This window comes from Lelliottia wanjuensis, from assembly GCF_030238365.1.
Taxonomy (GTDB): domain Bacteria; phylum Pseudomonadota; class Gammaproteobacteria; order Enterobacterales; family Enterobacteriaceae; genus Enterobacter; species Enterobacter wanjuensis.
Genome location: NZ_JASSOT010000001.1, coordinates 363,077 through 381,082 on the forward strand (window position 1 = coordinate 363,077; position 18,006 = coordinate 381,082).

Consider the following 18,006-nt stretch of genomic DNA (forward strand, 5'->3'; position numbering starts at 1 on the left):
ATGGGGAATCTTTCGGAACATTTCAGCACCAGCGAATTTGCATGCCGGTGCGGGTGCGGTTTTATGAGTATTTCGCAGGAGCTTATCGCGGTGCTGGAAAGCGCGCGCTGCGCGTTCGATGCACCTGTCACCATTAACTGCGGCTGCCGGTGTCCGGCGCATAATAAAGCCGTTGGTGGAGTGCCGAATAGCCAGCATTTACAGGGGATCGCGGCGGATATTGTGATTGCAGGAAGTACGCCGTCATCGGTGTATCGCTGGTTTGATGAGCATTATCCTGAGACGCTGGGGCTGGGAAGTTATAAGACGTTCACGCATGTTGACGTGCGCGGTCAGCGGGCTCGCTGGAAAGGATAAGCAACCATCCTGCCCGAAAAAAAAAGCCGGGTGGCGGCTACGCCTTACCCGGCCTACGATGGTTTGTAGGCCCGGTAAGCGCAGCGCCATCGGGCAGGATTTAACCCGTGATTTGCTCCATCGCCTGCAAAATACGCTTATCGGAGATCGGATACGGCGTTCCCAGCTGCTGGGCGAAGAAGCTGACGCGCAGCTCCTCGATCATCCAGCGGATCTCCTGCACATCTTCGTCGTCGCGGCGCGCGGGCGGCAGTTTGTTTAACCACTGCTGCCACGCCTGCTGGACGCTCTCCACTTTCAGCATCTGCGCGCGATCGCGGTGCGGATCGACGGCCAGTTTCTCAAGACGTTTTTCAATCGCATTCAGATAGCGCAAGGTATCGCCCAGACGCTTGAAGCCGTTACCGGTGACAAACCCACGATACACCAGCCCCCCCATCTGCGCTTTCACGTCTGACAGGGCCAGCGCCATGGTCATATCCACGCGCCCTTTCAGGCGTTTGTTGATATTGAACACCGCCGTCAGGATCTGTTCGACCTGCTTCGCGATAGTCACCACCGTCTCGTTCAGCCCGGCGCGCACTTTGTCGTGCAGGGCGGCAAAGCCCTCTTCCGTCCACACCGGCCCGCCTGCTTCGTCAATCAGCTTGTCCACACCGCAGGAGATACAGTCGTCGATCAGATCCAGCACCTTACCGTACGGGTTGAAGTACAGCCCGAGCTTAGCTTTGTTCGGCAACTTCTCGTGCAGGTATTTGATCGGCGATGGGATGTTCAGCAGCAGCAAGCGGCGCAGACCGCGCCACATCGCCTGCTGTTGTTCCTGCGGATTATCAAACAACTTGATCGCCACGCTGTCGCGCTCATCCACCAGCGCAGGCCAGGCTTTCACCTTGTAGTTGCCGCGCTTTTGCTCATAGTGATCCGGCAGATTGCCGAAGCTCCAGATGTGCAACCCGCTCTGCTCGATACCGTCGTCCGCCACCGCCGAGAGCGTCTCCTGCACTTTGCCCTTCAGCGCCTCTTTCAGCTCCGTCAGCGACCGGCCTTCGTTGAGCTTTTTGTTTTTATCATCCACCACCCGGAAGGTGATTTTCAGGTGATCGGGTACCTGATCCCAGTGCCAGGATTCGCGGTCAATGGTCACGCCAGACATGCGACGCAGCTCTTTCTCCAGCGCGTCGAGCAACGGCAACTCCAGCGGCGTGACGCGACCCAAGAAAGCTTCGGCGTAGTTCGGGGCCGGAACAAAGTTACGCCGCACCGGTTTCGGCAGGGATTTGATCAGCGCAATGATGAGCTCTCGGCGCAGGCCGGGAATTTGCCACTCAAAACCGCCCTCATCCACCTGATTGAGCAGCGGCAGCGGAATGTGAACCGTCACGCCGTCGGCGTCTGCGCCTGGCTCAAACTGATAGGTCAGACGCAGCTTGAGGTTGCTCTGATGCCAGAAGTTCGGGTAGTCCAGCTTGCTGACCTGCTCCGCGCCCTCTTTAATCAGCATGCTCTTTTCAAAGTTGAGCAGGTCCGGCGACTCTTTGCTGGCCTTTTTCCACCAGCTGTCGAAGTGACGCGCAGAAACCACGTCGTGGCTGATACGCTGGTCGTAAAACTCAAACAGCGCTTCATCGTCCACGAGGATGTCGCGACGGCGGGATTTGTGTTCCAGCTCTTCCACTTCCGCGCGCAGCTTCAGATTTTCGCGGAAGAAGGCGTGACGTGTTTGCCAGTCGCCCTCCACCAGCGCGTGGCGGATAAACAGCTCGCGGGAGAGCGCCGGGTCGATCAGGCTGTAGTTCACCTTACGCGCCGCCACGACCGGCAGGCCGTAAACGGTCACTTTTTCCGTCGCTATCACCGCGCCCTGCGCGCGCTCCCAGTGCGGTTCACTGTACGAGCGTTTCAGCAGATGCTGCGCCACCGGCTCGACCCACTCGGGATCGATACGCGCCGCGATGCGACCCCACAGACGGCTGGTTTCCACCAGCTCCGCCACGATGGTCCATTTCGGCGGTTTCTTGAATAAGCCAGAACCGGGGAAGATGGAGAAACGAGCGTTACGCGCGCCGGTATATTCCTGCTTATCGGCGTCTTTCATGCCGATATGGGACAACAGCCCGGTCAGCAGCGCCATATGTATTTCGCGGTACTCCGCCGGTTCGCTGTTCACCGGAATGCCCAGCTCTTTCACCACCTGGCGCAGCTGGGTGTAGATATCCTGCCACTCGCGCACGCGCAGATAGTTGAGATATTCGACCTTACACTGGCGGCGGAACTGGTTCGACGACAGCGCTTTTTGCTGCTCGCCGAGGTAGTTCCACAGATTCACAAAGGCGAGGAAATCCGACTCTTTGTCGTGGAAGCGCTGATGCTTTTCATCGGACGCCTGCTTTTTGTCCATAGGACGTTCACGCGGGTCCTGAATCGACAGCGCCGAGGTGATGATCATCGCCTCGCGCACGCAGCCGTGTTTTTGCGCCTCAATCACCATACGCGCCAGACGCGGGTCCACCGGCAGTTGGCTCAGCTGACGGCCCATCGGCGTCAGTTTGTAGGCAGTTACCTGTTCGTCGGTGGTAATCGCACCCAGCTCTTCCAACAGGCGCACGCCGTCCTGGATATTGCGTTTATCCGGCGCTTCGACAAACGGGAACGCGGCAATATCGCCCAGACCGAGCGCGGTCATCTGCAGGATGACGGATGCGAGGTTAGTACGCAGAATTTCCGGGTCGGTAAATTCCGGGCGCGACAGGAAATCGTCCTCGGAATAGAGGCGAATACAGATACCTTCCGAGACACGACCGCAGCGGCCCTTACGCTGATTCGCCGAGGCCTGTGAAACCGGCTCGATCGGCAGGCGCTGGACCTTGGTTCGATAGCTGTAGCGGCTGATGCGCGCCGTGCCGGGGTCGATCACATATTTAATGCCCGGCACCGTCAGCGAGGTTTCGGCGACGTTGGTCGCCAGCACGATCCGACGGCCGCTGTGGGACTGGAACACGCGGTTCTGCTCGCTATTGGATAAGCGCGCGTAGAGCGGCAGGATCTCCGTGTGGCGCAGATCGCGCTTGCTCAGGGCATCGGCGGTGTCGCGGATTTCGCGCTCACCGCTCATAAAGATGAGGATGTCGCCGGGGCTTTCGCGGCCCAGCTCATCCACGGCGTCAAAAATCGCCTGCAGCTGGTCGCGATCGACATCGTCCGCCTCTTCCACAATCGGGCGATAGCGCACTTCTACCGGATAGGTACGGCCAGAGACTTCAATGATCGGCGCGTTGTTAAAGTGGCGCGAGAAGCGCTCCGGATCGATGGTCGCGGAGGTAATGATGATTTTCAGATCCGGACGACGCGGCAGAAGCTCGCGCAGATACCCGAGCAGGAAATCGATATTCAGACTGCGCTCGTGGGCTTCATCGATGATGATGGTGTCGTACTGCATCAGCAGGCGGTCCTGCTGGATTTCGGCCAGCAGAATACCGTCGGTCATCAGTTTGACCATGGTGTTATCGCTGACGTGATCGCTGAAACGCACCTTATAGCCGATGCAACCGCCCGGCTCCGTTTGCAGCTCTTCAGCAATACGGTTCGCCACGGTACGCGCCGCCAGACGACGCGGCTGGGTATGACCGATCAGGCCCTTGATCCCGCGCCCCAGCTCCATACAGATTTTTGGCAGCTGCGTGGTTTTACCGGAACCCGTTTCCCCGGCCACAATCACCACCTGGTGATCGCGTACGGCTTCGAGGATTTCCTGTTTCTTCTGGCTGACGGGCAGGTTTTGCGGGTATTCAATCTGAGGGCGTGCCGCTTCGCGCAGCACGACTTTCCCGGCTGACTGTTCAATCTCTTTCGCCATCTCCTGGTAAATGGCCTGTTGTGCATCAGGATTTTTAACCTTTTTAATCCCGTGCAGGCGACGTGCGAAGCGCTGCTTGTCGCGCAGCATCAGCGTATCGAGCTGTTGCATCAGCATCGGGAAGGTTAATTTTTGTTGTTCTGTCATAGTGTTAGGGGGCAGTGCTCTGCCAGGCTAAATCTCACTTGAATGATGCGTATAGAGTACCACACCACCGCTTTGACTGCCTTATTCAAAAAAATCGAACATAGGCTTCGATATATTGCGCTATCTCTGCGACAGGATTGTGAATAAAGTGTCAGCAAGCAACGGGGAATACCCCTATCCAAACCAATTAAAGGAATCACCCATGAGCAAAGTATTAGTTCTCAAATCCAGTATTCTGGCAGGGTACTCTCAGTCCGGTCAGCTGTCTGATTACTTCGTTGAACAGTGGCGTGAACAGCACAGCGCTGACGAAATCACCGTTCGCGATCTGGCTGCAAACCCGATTCCGGTACTGGACGGTGAGCTGGTTGGCGCGCTGCGTCCAAGTGATGCCCCACTGACCCCACGTCAGCAGGAAGCGCTGGCGCTGTCTGATGAGCTGATTGCCGAGCTGCAGGCGCACGACGTGATCGTGATCAACGCCCCGATGTACAACTTCAACATCCCAACGCAGCTGAAAAACTACTTTGACCTGGTGGCTCGCGCTGGCGTCACTTTCCGCTACACCGAAAACGGTCCGGAAGGTCTGGTGAAAGGCAAACGCGCTATCGTACTGTCCAGCCGTGGCGGTATCCACAAAGATACCCCAACTGACCTGGTTGCACCGTACCTGACCCTGTTCCTGGGCTTCATCGGTATTACCGACGTGAACTTTGTCTTCGCTGAAGGCATTGCCTACGGTCCGGAAGTGGCAACTAAAGCACAGACCGATGCGAAATCTGCTATCGACAGTCTGGTCGCTGCATAAGAATTTCCCCCTCTCACCGCCCGGTGGGAGGGATTTTACTCCCCCCTCTCCCGACGAGGAAAAACGTTATACGGGGAAGATCGCTTCGAATAATTGATAATATCGACCCCCAGCAACTGGGCGGAATGGAGTGCTAACTGCATTTTTTTTTCGATATAGTCTGCATTAAATCTCATTGGGTCAGGTGTACTCTGCCCATAAAAAGCATCCTGTTCATACTCCCTGAAATAATCGCTCACCCACTCGTTAACACCGCCTTCTCGTTTATTCAGAAAGTTATTGCCTGGTTGCGGCATTCCATCTGCCTTCCATTTTTTAATTTTTTCCGGATTGTAGTCATGGTCGAATCCCAGTAGTCCCACGCGCTGCGGAGCCAGTACCAGCATTATCCAGTACAAGCCCTGAAAAAAGGAGGTGTAGCCAATTTCCTTCTCCAGCGCAAACCCTTGCAGATCGCCAAAGCCCAGTTGCTCTGCGGCCTGGTGAAGAGCGTGCGAGTAGTTCGCATGGGTGATTTCATGGCGAAAATGCACGTGAGTGGGATAATTTTCTATCGGGAAATCTCCCGGTCGGATCCAAAAATCAAATTCGCCGCCCTCATAAATTCGCCAGGCATTATTCAGACACACTTTAATATGATCATGGTACTGCTCCTCTCTGGCTTGTAAGGCCGACAATCCACTGCCGATATATAAAACATTCATCCTGACTCCTTACTCGTTTCTCATACCGCGGTAAATTCAATTCCTTCCCGCTCATTGTCATATTCACCGGACAGGCAAAGATCCAGAGGATAAGGCTCCCAGTAGATCAGACCGCGAATTTCAAACAGCATTTTTCCATGTTTGAATGGCCGATCTTTTTCGCTGTTGAGTCCCTTGACGATTAGTGATTGCGGGATAATTCGCGGTTCAAATCGCAGGATTGCCTCACGTAAAATTTGCTCCAGTTCCCGGCCGTTATTCCGGTTTTCCGGCGACCCCGCCAGGGGTGAAATGCCATAATTCAGCACCGTTTGCGCAATATCCTGATGTCTGACCGGACACAGTTCGCGTTCGATATTGACGCAGTTCAACACTGACGTGAGATCCCGCTGCACCAGACGGCGCAGGGTTCGACCATCGTGAAACGATTTATCTGCAGCTTCGTGCTGCTTTTTTGGCTCATCGTCTAATAAGCGGTCGAGCAGTGTGGGCAAAAACTGACGTTTATCCGCCATGATTCGCCCTCGCCGATATGAAGATTTCTCCTTCCTGCGTGAGGCGTTCATGCCAGGAATACGCATTTAGAAATTCTGGTGATAGGTGTGAGATGAGCATGTTTTCTGCCTGAATATTTAGAACAGTGAATCCAGATCGGCCTGGTAAATTTCCTGTACCAGAAGATCCGGGATCCGTTTTTTAATGTCGTACTGAACCTCTTCCGGGGCCAGGATCCGCAGCACGTCGCATCGCACCGTTTCGTCCTGAAACCAGGTGTCATCGTCACGAATGTTATGTTCCTCAAACACCTTTTGAATAAGTGATGGCGATTCGAAAATGCACTGGGTCACCGTTGCGGATTTCACCTGCGCCTGGATCTTCTCAAAATCAAACATCCGTTCAGCAAATCGCCTCTCTCGCACGGACACAGGCTGGCTGCTTTGCGGCGTTTGTAATCCCCAAATCAACGCCTGGCGAAACTCTTTCTCAAGCGCTTTTAACACATCGTTCTGCTCCCCCTCTTGCTGTGATGGCACGTGCAGCAGGCTGTTATGGAGGATCTCTTCAAGCTCCGGCAAGGGTGCGCCTTTGCCGATATCGGCAGAAAAGCCCAGCGTCTGAACCAGATCCTCGTCGCTGGTTTCGTTTTCGACGACGAGGGTATAGCGCGCCACCTGAATCAGACTGCCCACATCGGCGGCGCAGCGTTCTCCATAATGCAGTGCTTTTCCATTGACATAGCACGGCATCGTCAGCAAACCACTCTCGATTTCCACAGTACTGTCCTTGGCGTGAAACATCACCGAATGACTGTCAGCCACGGCGTTTTTCCCGCTCAGAAACGCGCCTGTTTGACTCGAAAATAGACCGCGGGTACCCGATTCCAGCCTCCAGCGGGGCTGACGTTCAGGCCAGTGCAGCGTGAGATAGATCATCTTCATTTAACCTATTAATACATCACCAGAACCACTGCTGATGGTGGCACCACAGCCCGTCGTGTCGCCCAGTCTTGCCGCCGGATTGTTGTTGATAAATACCGTGCCGGACCCAGAGGCGACCGAGCTGCCACCGTGGATGGAGCAACTGGCTGAACTCGCCCCCTGCATAGCGGCTGGCTGGTTATTAATAGTGACATTGCCAGAACCACTGGTGACGGATCCCCCGTGACTGATGGCATCTCCAACGCGTGCTGCATTTTGCATTTTTATCTCCTGCTTAAAATCAGATGAACACTCGCCAGGCTACCTGGCGAGAGAGGTTGAGTTCTATTTAGGAGGCGGTCCCTTCGTCGGTTCTACCGTTGGTTCGACCGTTGGAGTCTCCGTTGGCGTTACCGTCGGGGTCTCCGTTGGCGTTACCGTCGGAGTTTCCGTTGGCGTTACCGTCGGCGTCTCCGTTGGCGTTACCGTTGGGGTCTCCGTTGGCGTTACCGTCGGGGTCTCCGTTGGCGTTACCGTCGGAGTTTCCGTTGGCGTTACCGTCGGAGTCTCCGTCGGCGTTACTGTCGGGGTCGCCGTTGGCGTTACCGTCGGGGTCTCCGTTGGCGTTTCCGTCGGGGTCTCCGTTGGCGTTTCCGTCGGGGTCTCCGTCGGTGTCACCGTTGGTTTATCCGTCGGAGTATGGGTCGGAGGTGGCGGTGGTGGGCCTGGTGGTAATGGCGGAAGCGGAATAGGTAATTTGATTAACCCAAAGACCGGTATCAACCCAATCAGACTGGTGAGTGCTTCCAGACCACCGCCACCGCCACCACCGCATCCGCAGCCGTCGCCTGGATTGATCTGCACCTGCCCGCCCTGAATCACCACCTTACTTGAGCCGATAATTTTGATGGTCGAAGCGCTAAGGGTCAGTTCGCCCCCCGCACTGAGTGAGATCGCGCCACCCGCAACCATTGTCGCCGCCCCACCCGCAGCCAGCTGCCAGGCACCGCCAACCGATTCCGCATGGTATCCGCCTACGTTAATCAGATTGGCCCCGCCGACATTGGTCGCATTCATGCCTCCCACATCCAGCGAATTAGCCAGTCCAACCACTACGCCGCGCGTCAAGGCTACCTGCAGGCCATAGGTTAACCCCACCATTTTGCTGTAGCCGCCCATGACGACTTTGCTGTAATCCGCCCCGACGTTCATCGTGCGACTGGCCCCGATGGTCACTTTCGAATGCGCCCCAATGGTCTGGGCCTCATCATTTTTAGTGACGCGATCCATATTGCGTTCGGCCTGTTCCCAGTACAGCTCCTGGCCTGGCTTATCTTCAAAGCGAATACCGTTGTAGTTGGTACGTCCGCCGCCGACTGTCCGGCTGATCATCCCACTCTGCGTACTGTTGGCGGGCAGATCCCAGGGAGGCATGGTCACGTTGTTGTACAAACTGCCAATGATCAACGGACGGTCAGGATCGCCATTGATAAAATCAACAATCACCTCATGACCGACGCGCGGGATGTAGATCCCACCGAAGTTATTCCCCGCCCATGACTGGCTGACGCGTAGCCAGCAGGAGTCTGACTCGCGGTTTTGACCGTAGCGATCCCAGACAAAACGCACCTTCACGCGACCATATTCATCGGTCCAGATATCTTCACCCGGCGGTCCCACTACGATCGCCGTTTGCGGGCCACGAGTCCGGGGACGGGAAATCGTTAGCGGATGACGGTAAATTTTACTGGTCGGCTGGACGGTAAAATCGCAGTGGTAGCTAAAGCGAGGCGCATCGCTGCTCTGCGAGATCTCGCTGATGCGCAGCCCGCTTCTCAGCACCATATATTCACGGTTTGCCTTGTCGACCGGGTAGCCCGCCAGAACGAAATTACATCCGCAAACAATGCCACGAATCTCGCCGTCACCGGTCGCGCGCGATCCTTCCGCACCGCGCTCTTCCATGCGCACGCGGGCCAACATCTCTCCGATGGCGGGTTTCTCGTAATCGCCAGGCCAGTGGAACATCTCCATCTGGTTGAAGACCGTATTACGCGGTTTGCTGTCCACCGCCGAAATATCCGCCCTCGAGCGAGTAAAGTCATAATCGTTTGTCAGCCAGCGGCCACTCACAATGGTTTCCTGATGATGAAACTGGCTGATATATTCTTCATCTGCTTTCGGATCCTGCGGAACATACTGCAGCGTATGGTAAGCCTCGCTGAAATAGCGGCGGTGCGCGCCAACGTGATCCACCAGAATAAGACGGTGTTTATGGTCGGAGTGTTCGAAGAACCAGTAGATTCCCCACTCTTCCATTAAACGCTCAATGAAATTGAAATCGACTTCACCGTACTGCACCTGGAAATCAAGAATCGGGTAACTGGCTGACAACCTTTTTTCGACGGGATAAGGATAGTCTGCAAGCACCTCATCAATAATATCCACCACTGTTTTTTGCTGGAATATTTTAAAGTCTGACGTTAACTCCGCGATGTGCAGCCAGGGACGCAGGATAATTTCATACATGGCCTGGTTGCTGTCCCGCCCGATATAGCGCGCTTTCTGAACCAGACCGGAAATTTCCCTGATACCTTTCCCGGTATAGCGCGTGTCATCCAGACCATTGCCATCCAGTTCAATCTCGACGGTCATCTCTTTGCCGAGTAGCGCTTTGATATCGATGTTCGACGCCGACTGCCAGGGGATCGCCGGGTTTGCGGGCGTTCTGGCCGTTATCGTCCATGTGTAAAGCGTGGAGAAGGCTTCTTCCCCCTCCAGCTTTGACAGCACTAAAGCAGGTTCCCCGAGCAAAAATGGCATAGCGGGGCTACTCAGGCTACTTGTTCGCGACATGTTGATACCTGATTCGTTATTGATATTTTGATACCACCACGCACATCCCGTGCAGGTGGATTAATAAAGACCACGACAGGCAACTGTTCTATTTTTTCATTTTGCAATCGCCTCCTGCATCCTGCGCAAATAAAATCATCTCGTCCTGCATTACTGCATTTGTGGACAACGGAATTGATGTAAGAGACCCGATAACGACTGATTCTCAATGACCATTCCAGATAGAGAAATATCGACGCGGCGTTTATCGATATCGAACGTCAGCAGCAAATTGCCATCGTCGGAAATAGTTTGCTGCGCGGCGGTGTCCATCCAGTGGAAAAATGCCCAGGGGCCACTGAACGATAAAGACGATTGACCTTGCTTCGCGGCTGGCTTCACATCGATATTCACTGTCGACACCCCTTCGCTGGCTGGCCAATGGAATATCCACGGGATCACCGGGCCATGCAGATAGCGGAACGGACTCCCTCCCATCGCCATATTTAACTGCACGATTGCCGGGTCCATATTCGTGACAGACAGCCCCGGCGTAATGGCGAGCTTATTGCCTGACTCCTGGCGGAAAAAGGCACTGCGGATCTGCGCCACCTGGCGGAAGAAATCCAGATTGCCCGCTTCAGACGTCCCTTTGTAACGCCAGACGGCCTGCGACATATCGACCTTGCTGGCCAGATTCTGTTTAAACCAACTGTCCACCAGGCCATCGCGGGCAAAGAAGCGTTCAAAATCGTCCAGGTTAACTTCGGTTGTCACCTGGACAAACGGATAGCGATTTTCCAGCGTGTCCCGACAGACCTGCCCCAGATTGTCATCAATATTTTTGCTGTTGCTGACCAGCGCCTGGTTTCGCACTTTTTCTGACGCTGAGGTCAAAAAGGGTCTGATGATCGACTGAAAAGGGTTCGGCCACGTCTGCGCCAGTATGCTCATACGCATTTCGGTATCGGGCATCATCGGCGCATCACCATTGCTGATGCTGTTATTGGTCACCACGAACAGGGTATAGAGTTCGCTGAGCATGGAGGTCATTTGGTTAAGCTGAGAACCTGCCGCTGCACCTGACGCGCCAGCGGCCATCGGACGACTGGCCTGCCCATTGACAAACTCTCTCAGGGGGCGGAAATGGTCGTCCACCTCTCGCCGGGTCAGCTTCACAACCGAATAATCCGCGGCATCATTCCATTTTGTTGCCTGATTCATGAGACGGTTATTGCTGACCATGGCAGGCTGAAGGATCTCAGGCAGACTCTTGTCCTCAGCCGCCAGCGTCGTTTGCTCCACCACCTCCTGGGCCAGCGGCTCCAGCGGCGAGCCCGAGGAGGCCAAAATCCGCAGCATGTAGATTTCCGATGCCAGGGGCGACACGCTGTTCACCGAATCACTCGCCAGCCCCATCAGCTGGATGCTGTCGAGAAAACGGCTCCAGTACGCCGCATATTCACGAAGATAGAGCGTGAGCACACCGTCTCGCGTGGCCAGTATATTCGCCGCTGCGCCAGCGTTCGTTCCCATCACCCACTCATCCTCACGCTGTAGCTGAGTGATGCGATAGAGGAACTTTTTTTTTACCAGCGTCTGATAGCCTGCTTTCGTAAAAAAACCGGGAATGCCGTCGCGGGCAAGGGTCTCGTCAGCGACGGTCAGGATCTGCTCGCTGGCATCCCCCGTGAGTCGGTTCAGCGTCATGGCCTCCAGAGACTGGGAGAGCGGGTCGGCTTTAATCCGCTGGTACAAACGAGCGTTGAGCGAATGCTGTCCGAGCAACGCGCGGGCCTCGCGAACCCGTGCCTCATCGAATTTCATCCCCTGGGACAGCCAGTCCGGATGCGCAAACAGGCTTTGCAAATGGCTGACAAACACCGCGCTGTCGCCCCAGGCTGTTAATTTATCGGCATCGTCCCACTGCTGAGTGATAGCCTGAATCAGCCACTCCGTGCTGGCGCGCCCTTGACCATACACGCCGAGATACACTTTCAGCGCCTCATAGATTCGGTCAGGATCCTGAGATTGCAGGGCTGAATTTAACGCGCTCGTCGCCTGACTCTGTACCGCAGGCAGTAAAAAGGTGCGCAGCGTAAACCGGTACACCCGCCCGGCATGGGCATTCACCGCGCGTCCGGTATACAGCCCGTAACGGTAGTCCAGCGGAGGATTTTGCCGATCCAGATCGCCAAAATCCGCTAACTCCCGGGCCATCGTCAGCAGTTTCGGCAGCAATGTATCCGACGGTAAGGTTTTTAGCGTCGCCACCTGCGCCTCCAGAAAACGGGTACTGCCGCTGACCACGTCCAGATAACGTGAGTTGTTGGTATAGCTCGCCACAAAGCCGTTTATCAGCACCACGGCCAGCACGATCAGCGCGCAATGTCCCAGCAAACGGCGCAGGCGAAAACGCGCCTCCTCGCGGAAATTGCGCGATACCAGCCCCGCATCTTTGACAATCACATCGGCAAAAAGCTGGCGCAGGAAGAAGTGTTTACCCCAGACCAGGCGGGGATGAGGTACTTCCGCCAGTTCAATACGCTCCGTGCTGCAGGAGGGTGCGCCCGCCGCGCGCGGCGAGAAGTAATTTCGCCAGCGCGACACCACGCTGCTGTGATTCACCAGCTGAGCGTCGGCGGTCTGACAAGCGCTGCTAAAATAGACGCCGCGGAAGCTGGCGCAAAACTGGGTTTCATCGTAGCGGGAGCTGAAAAATGCTTGCTGTAAAAACTCGCCGATCCCCGCACACAACAGCTGAAAATCGAGGGGAAAGGCGTACATCAGCTTACGATCCGCCAGGGCGTACTCTTCCTGCTGACGCGAGTGGATCGCGCTGGCCAGGCGCTGCTGAAGCGCATCCAGTTCCGCCTCGATCCGCTCGTGCAGCGCGGACGTGCCCGTATGGACCATTTCGCCCCACGGAAATGTCACGCCCCACACCTGCTCCCGCGCCTCGTTCGTCATGCTGCGAAACCAGGGTTCGAATCCCCGCAGCCAGTCCAGTCGGGTAATGACCACATACACCGGAAAGTGGATGCCCAGCGTCTGGCGAAGCTCGTCCAGACGTGCCCGGATACGGGTGGCAAGCGACAACATCCCCTTCCCGTCGCCCTGCATAATCTCCTCGGCGGAAATCGCCACAATGGCGCCATTGATCCCGTCGCGAAGGCGGTATTTGCGCAGCGCGTTCAGCAGGGATAACCACTCTGGTCTGGCGGTCTCATCCTCGCAGAGGTATTTGCCTGCCGTATCCACAAACAGCGCGTCGTTGCCAAACCAACATTCGCAGTCCTGCGTTGGCGCGTTTTCACGCCCGACACGGCTCAGCTGTTCCGGCAGCGGAAAGTCCTGCCCGGAGGTGACGATCAGCGATGTTTTTCCCGCGCCTTCGCTACCCAGTAAGACGTACCAGGGCACGGTTTCGGGCAACACCCCCGGCAAAAGCGTCGCCCACCAGCGTCGCCATTTCGTGCGCACTTTGTTGGTCATCCCCACCGCATGACGGATTTTCCGGGCGATGGCTTGATGCTCCTGTCTCGTCTCATCCCGCCGGGTACGCAGGAGAAAACGGTTCAGCAGCGCCGGGTTTGCCACCACCGCCAGCACAAACAGCCAGCATGCGTAAAGTAAGGCCACCAGCCAGATGATCACTACTATGGCCAGACGCACGGAAGACCGCGCCAGCGGATAGCTTTTTCCTGCCAGCAGCCACGGCCCCATAATCCAGACGATCACGCTCGCCGTCAGCGCAAGGGGAATAAAGAGAGGGATCCGCCAGAAAAGCCGCGCCATCCATAGCCACAGCGCGGCTATGCACAAGATCCTCGCGCTAACGGAGGCCAGCGGACGCGTCGTGCCAAACCCCGAAAACGGGCCGAGATACCAGATCCCTGCCGCCATCACCAGCATACAGGCCATCAGCAACACGAATTTCAGGCTTTGCCTTGAGAGTAATCGACTTAAGTAAAACATTCCGTTGTGGCCCACTAATAGGTGACAAACATTTCAACACGTCGATTTCTGGCTCGACCGGTTGGATCCTGGTTGCTTTGCAGCGGCTGAGTTTCACCCGCACCTTGAATACGAATATTGCTCCTCGGCACACCCGCCTTAATCAGCAATTCTGCGACGCTCGCCGCACGTTTTTCCGACAGGACGTGGTTATCTTCTATCCCGGGCTTATGGATTGGCGTGGCGTCGGTATGGCCGACAATCAGGACTTCGCCATTGACGCGGCGGATCTCGGTGGCCACGCGGTTCAGCGTCGCCACCCGGTCTGGCCGGATATCAATCGAACCTGAAGTGAACATCGAGTCGCCGTTGAAGATCACCTTGCTCTGTTTGTCGTTCTCATCCACCGACAGCAGCTTTTTATCAATTTCATCTTTAAGCAGGACCGCGAGTCGGAGTCGTCCTTTCACGACCGGATGCGTCAGTTCAAGGCGCGTAATGGCCGCCATCCGGCTGGTCAGAGCGTGTTGCTGAACCAGCAGATGATATTTGCACCAGAAAAAAGTACTGGTCGTCAGCAGGCCTGCCAGCAGCAAGGTGGCCCGAATCGGGACATGAATACGCCATTTCTGGCGCACAGCCTCGCGCTTCGGCAGGCCGTTCGGGGAGAGCTCCGGGGCGATCTTGTCCTGCGTATTCTGAAGAAGCGCCTGCAAACGCTGGCGGATCTTCATCAGCTGGCGGTCGCCGTCTTCAATAATGCTGTAGCGACCTTCAAAACCCAGGGCCAGGATCCGCAGCATGATATCCAGCACATCGTCATATTCGTGCGGATGCATCGACAGACGCCCGGCGAGGAGAAAGAATTTATTTCCGCCGTCGTTATCGCCTTCGAAATGGTTGAGCAGATTGCTGCGCGCCCACCCGGCGCTGATCCCCCACGGCGACGCATGCGCGGATTCGTCCAGTGCGGTGCAGAGGCAGTAGCGCGCGATAGTCATCTTCTTCCACGGAATGTTGACCTCTTCGCAGATCACCGTGAAGACATTGATTTCACTGCTCAGGGTGCGTTTGAGCACTTCCACCTGCGCGACGTCAGCAACGAACGTTGGCATTTCACTCAATGCCCGCAGCAGCGGCTGACACGCTTCCAGCAAAGGTTTTCCGGAGGCATTCACCCGCATCACGCGCTGCTGGATGCTCTCGCCCTTCAGGTCAGCCTCATTAAATGCGGTCAGGGCCTTCAGCTGCGCGGGTTCACCTTCCGGCAAAGGCGCGCGGGTGCTGCGTTCCGGTTCAGGGTCGCTATGCTCATCCAACAAAAACATTCCCAGCGCCTGTAAGCTCTGTTCATTGTCCTGCCCCAGGGTCGCGAAGTTATCGCTCATCAGTGACGGATCCCCCACAGCTCCAGCCTGAGTTCAGGCATTTCCCCGGCAACGTGAAGCGCCAGCGCCCCTGTGTGTAAGATACGTTCCCAGAAAGGACCGCTGCGGGAGAGCTCAAAATAGACGCTGCCTGCGTGGTAAGGAATTTGACGCGGCGGAACGGGCAGATTTTGCAATACCAGCCCCGGCAGATGGGAACGCACCAGCTCGTGCAGCTGTTGCGGCGCGCTAATTTTGGCCTGCGCGGAGAACTGCTGAGCCAGAATATCCGCCGCCATGCGTGCATTGACGGCCAACACCAGGCTTGAAAACGATCGCAACTCTTCCGGCATCACCGACGCCGCCCAGATCCCCTGCCCTTTGTTTTCCAACACAATCATCTGACCGGCCCGCACGAGGATCTGGTTGAGCAGATCGTTAATCTCTTCCACCAGCGGACGGATAGAGCCGTAAAGTCCGGCGTGGTGATACCCCGGCGCAGGTTTCGGGCGGCGAGTGCTCACCCGGATAAAGGTCGCCAGCTCCCCGGCAAATTTCGCCAGTTCCTGAAACAGCGCAATAGGCGGCAATTCAGGAATATGGCGCAGGTGATCGAGAACCGGTTCGTATTTATTGAAGATTTGCAGCAGCAGATAGTCGACAATTTCCGCGCTGGCGCTGGCTTTGCCATCGCTGTTAGCCAGCCGACTCGCCAGCATATCGGCGCGGATTTTGACCAGGCCGTTAAGGTGCGTGAGCCACTCTGTCAGCAGTGGGCTGGCACCATAGCCCGTCACCGGGGGAATATAATCCTGGGCATGGAGAAGCACGCTGCCATCAGGCTGGATGGCCTTCACCCGCGCCAGGGGCAGCCCAATCCACGATTCGGTCATCTCCGTTTCCGCGATGAGCCGCATCCGCAAGCGCCCTAACTGCACCTGTCTGGCCCCCTGACGGATGGCGTTGGTATCGTGCAATTCGGCGTCATAGGCGCAAAAACGCGCCAGTGAGCCGCGATCGTCGGTGTCAAAAATCGTCTCATCGCTGTTATCAAGGCGCAGCGGGACCGCCAGCCAGATAATTTTGCCCAGATGTTCCGGGGCAATGGTCAGCGGTTCCGGGAGCGCCGCGTGACCCGGGATGTCAAACGGCGTACCGTCAGGCAGCACCCCTTTGCAGGTGCGCAATACCAGCTTACCGTAGGCCAGCGCCTCGCTATCAATATCGTATTGAGCGAACCCCCAGAAAAACGGCGTGATGGTCGCCGCTCTTTTGTGCGCGTAGTACTCGAGATAGCGTTCCTGCTGTTGAAAGAGCTGCGGGCGCAAAAACAGCCCTTCACTCCACACGACTTTATTGGTTCTCACGGGTCAGTTCACTTCTTTAATGGAAACAGCTAATTGATCAACGGAAACCGCCAGCTTCAGCGTCTCATCTGAGGCGGGAAGAATAATTTGATACCACGACCTCTTTTTAGGCTGCGGTAAGATATAGAGCGCGCTCCATTGCGCCTCATTGATATTGCGAAACGCCGCCACCACCGCCAGGTATTTCGCCTCTTTTTCAATCGACAGCGTCAAGGGCCTTGATGCGCCTGGCTTCAGGATAATTTGCTTGCGTTGCGTAATATCAGCTTTCAGATCCGGGTTATTTCCCTTTGCAATCGTAAAATAATCACTGCTGCTAAAATTATCCTCGCCGGTCATGACGTAGATAAAAATCTCGACAGGCGCAGCTCGCCCGTTAATATCAGGATTACTGTTCTTTCCTGCACTGATTGTCAATTCAGCGCTTTTGGTCTCAGATGTAGCTTTATAATCTGTGGAACACGCCGCCAACAATAAAACCATGATCATCTGCAGTGCGTAATGCATTATTTTCCGTTGCGTCACAAGCCAGTCCTGTACACATAAAAGATATCCGTAATATTTAGCTTATACCTGCCAAATATTGCGGATAACCTTTGTCGATGAAGGCTTACTGAAACAGTAAGCCTTCGGCCGTCATGTTAGTGATTAACCGCGCAGGTTAGCCTTAACATCATAGGTTGCTGAAATAACGCCGGACTTGTGACCTTCCGCATTTTGCATCACATAGTCTTGGGTCATTTTGGTGAAGGAGAAGCTGACGACTTCACGCGGACGTGTTTCATCGTCAATCGAGCCCGCCATCTTGACTTTGGTGATAATAGCGTCGGTAAATTTAATGGTCAGATATTCCAGCGGATCGCCGCCGGCTTTACGCACGACGAACTGGATATTCTTAATATGTTTACCGGTCAGACAGTAGCTCAGTAAATTCGGGCTGGCTTTATCGGTATAATGAACAAACATAAAATCATCAACCGTTGCACGGCCAGAACCGCCACCCGAACCGCTGTGCATATTTGAATGCTGCGCAACATCCCAATTCCAGGACAGAACCTGAATTTCATTTTTATGAACGGCATCCGGTGATTCACCTTCGATGCCTTCAATTTTAATAAACATATCCTGTGCCATAATATAATCTCCAACACTCAATTTAAATAAAAGCTCTACGCGCTCTTTCTGTTAAA

At 55.5% G+C, this 18,006-nt stretch carries 13 protein-coding genes; 2 read left to right on the forward strand and 11 right to left on the reverse strand.

Annotated elements, in window-relative coordinates; all coding sequences use genetic code 11:
- Positions 1 to 357, forward strand: coding sequence for a D-Ala-D-Ala carboxypeptidase family metallohydrolase (locus tag QQF33_RS01720; protein WP_285157287.1), 357 nt, complete (start codon positions 1 to 3; stop codon positions 355 to 357).
- Between the two features lie 100 nt (positions 358 to 457).
- On the opposite strand, the gene hrpA is transcribed toward QQF33_RS01720, so the two are convergent.
- The gene (gene hrpA / locus QQF33_RS01725) at positions 458 to 4,360 is read right to left on the reverse strand and encodes an ATP-dependent RNA helicase HrpA (protein WP_285157288.1); all 3,903 of its coding nucleotides are present in this window, start codon (positions 4,358 to 4,360) and stop codon (positions 458 to 460) included.
- Positions 4,361 to 4,562: 202 nt separating this feature from the next.
- On the opposite strand from hrpA, the gene azoR reads away from it, so the two are divergent.
- A complete protein-coding gene (gene azoR / locus QQF33_RS01730; RefSeq protein ID WP_095281956.1) occupies positions 4,563 to 5,168 on the forward strand; it encodes an FMN-dependent NADH-azoreductase in 606 nt (201 codons plus the stop codon).
- Between the two features lie 35 nt (positions 5,169 to 5,203).
- Here azoR and QQF33_RS01735 read toward each other — a convergent pair whose 3' ends face one another.
- The 10 genes from QQF33_RS01735 to QQF33_RS01780 all read right to left on the reverse strand — a co-directional run bounded on the left by QQF33_RS01735 (position 5,204) and on the right by QQF33_RS01780 (position 17,950).
- Positions 5,204 to 5,872: a hypothetical protein gene (locus QQF33_RS01735; RefSeq protein WP_285144526.1), complete on the reverse strand. Its 669-nt coding sequence runs from the start codon at positions 5,870 to 5,872 to the stop codon at positions 5,204 to 5,206.
- Positions 5,873 to 5,892: 20 nt separating this feature from the next.
- Positions 5,893 to 6,387 carry a type VI secretion system baseplate subunit TssE gene (locus QQF33_RS01740; protein WP_285144527.1) on the reverse strand — a complete coding sequence of 165 codons (495 nt, stop codon included), beginning with the start codon at positions 6,385 to 6,387 and terminating at the stop codon, positions 5,893 to 5,895.
- 117 nt (positions 6,388 to 6,504) lie between these two features.
- Positions 6,505 to 7,191: a TagK domain-containing protein gene (locus QQF33_RS01745; RefSeq protein ID WP_285150452.1), complete on the reverse strand. Its 687-nt coding sequence runs from the start codon at positions 7,189 to 7,191 to the stop codon at positions 6,505 to 6,507.
- Between the two features lie 120 nt (positions 7,192 to 7,311).
- Complete coding sequence (locus tag QQF33_RS01750) at positions 7,312 to 7,572, reverse strand: PAAR domain-containing protein (protein ID WP_285150451.1); 261 nt, start codon at positions 7,570 to 7,572, stop codon at positions 7,312 to 7,314.
- Between the two features lie 63 nt (positions 7,573 to 7,635).
- Complete coding sequence (locus QQF33_RS01755; RefSeq protein ID WP_285150450.1) at positions 7,636 to 10,146, reverse strand: type VI secretion system Vgr family protein; 2,511 nt, start codon at positions 10,144 to 10,146, stop codon at positions 7,636 to 7,638.
- A 150-nt stretch (positions 10,147 to 10,296) separates the two neighbouring features.
- On the reverse strand, positions 10,297 to 14,103 hold the full coding sequence (gene tssM, locus QQF33_RS01760) for a type VI secretion system membrane subunit TssM (protein ID WP_285150449.1): 3,807 nt from the start codon (positions 14,101 to 14,103) through the stop codon (positions 10,297 to 10,299).
- 14 nt (positions 14,104 to 14,117) lie between these two features.
- The gene (gene tssL, locus QQF33_RS01765) at positions 14,118 to 15,470 is read right to left on the reverse strand and encodes a type VI secretion system protein TssL, long form (RefSeq protein ID WP_285150448.1); all 1,353 of its coding nucleotides are present in this window, start codon (positions 15,468 to 15,470) and stop codon (positions 14,118 to 14,120) included.
- Positions 15,470 to 16,816 carry a type VI secretion system baseplate subunit TssK gene (tssK, locus tag QQF33_RS01770; RefSeq protein ID WP_285144533.1) on the reverse strand — a complete coding sequence of 449 codons (1,347 nt, stop codon included), beginning with the start codon at positions 16,814 to 16,816 and terminating at the stop codon, positions 15,470 to 15,472. The genes tssL and tssK overlap by 1 nt, the downstream gene beginning before the upstream one ends.
- 3 nt (positions 16,817 to 16,819) lie before the next feature.
- Entirely contained in the window at positions 16,820 to 17,323 is a 504-nt protein-coding gene (tssJ, locus tag QQF33_RS01775; RefSeq protein ID WP_285150447.1) for a type VI secretion system lipoprotein TssJ, read from the reverse strand.
- A gap of 141 nt (positions 17,324 to 17,464) precedes the next feature.
- A complete protein-coding gene (locus QQF33_RS01780; protein WP_285144535.1) occupies positions 17,465 to 17,950 on the reverse strand; it encodes an Hcp family type VI secretion system effector in 486 nt (161 codons plus the stop codon).
- Positions 17,951 to 18,006 lie beyond the last annotated feature (56 nt).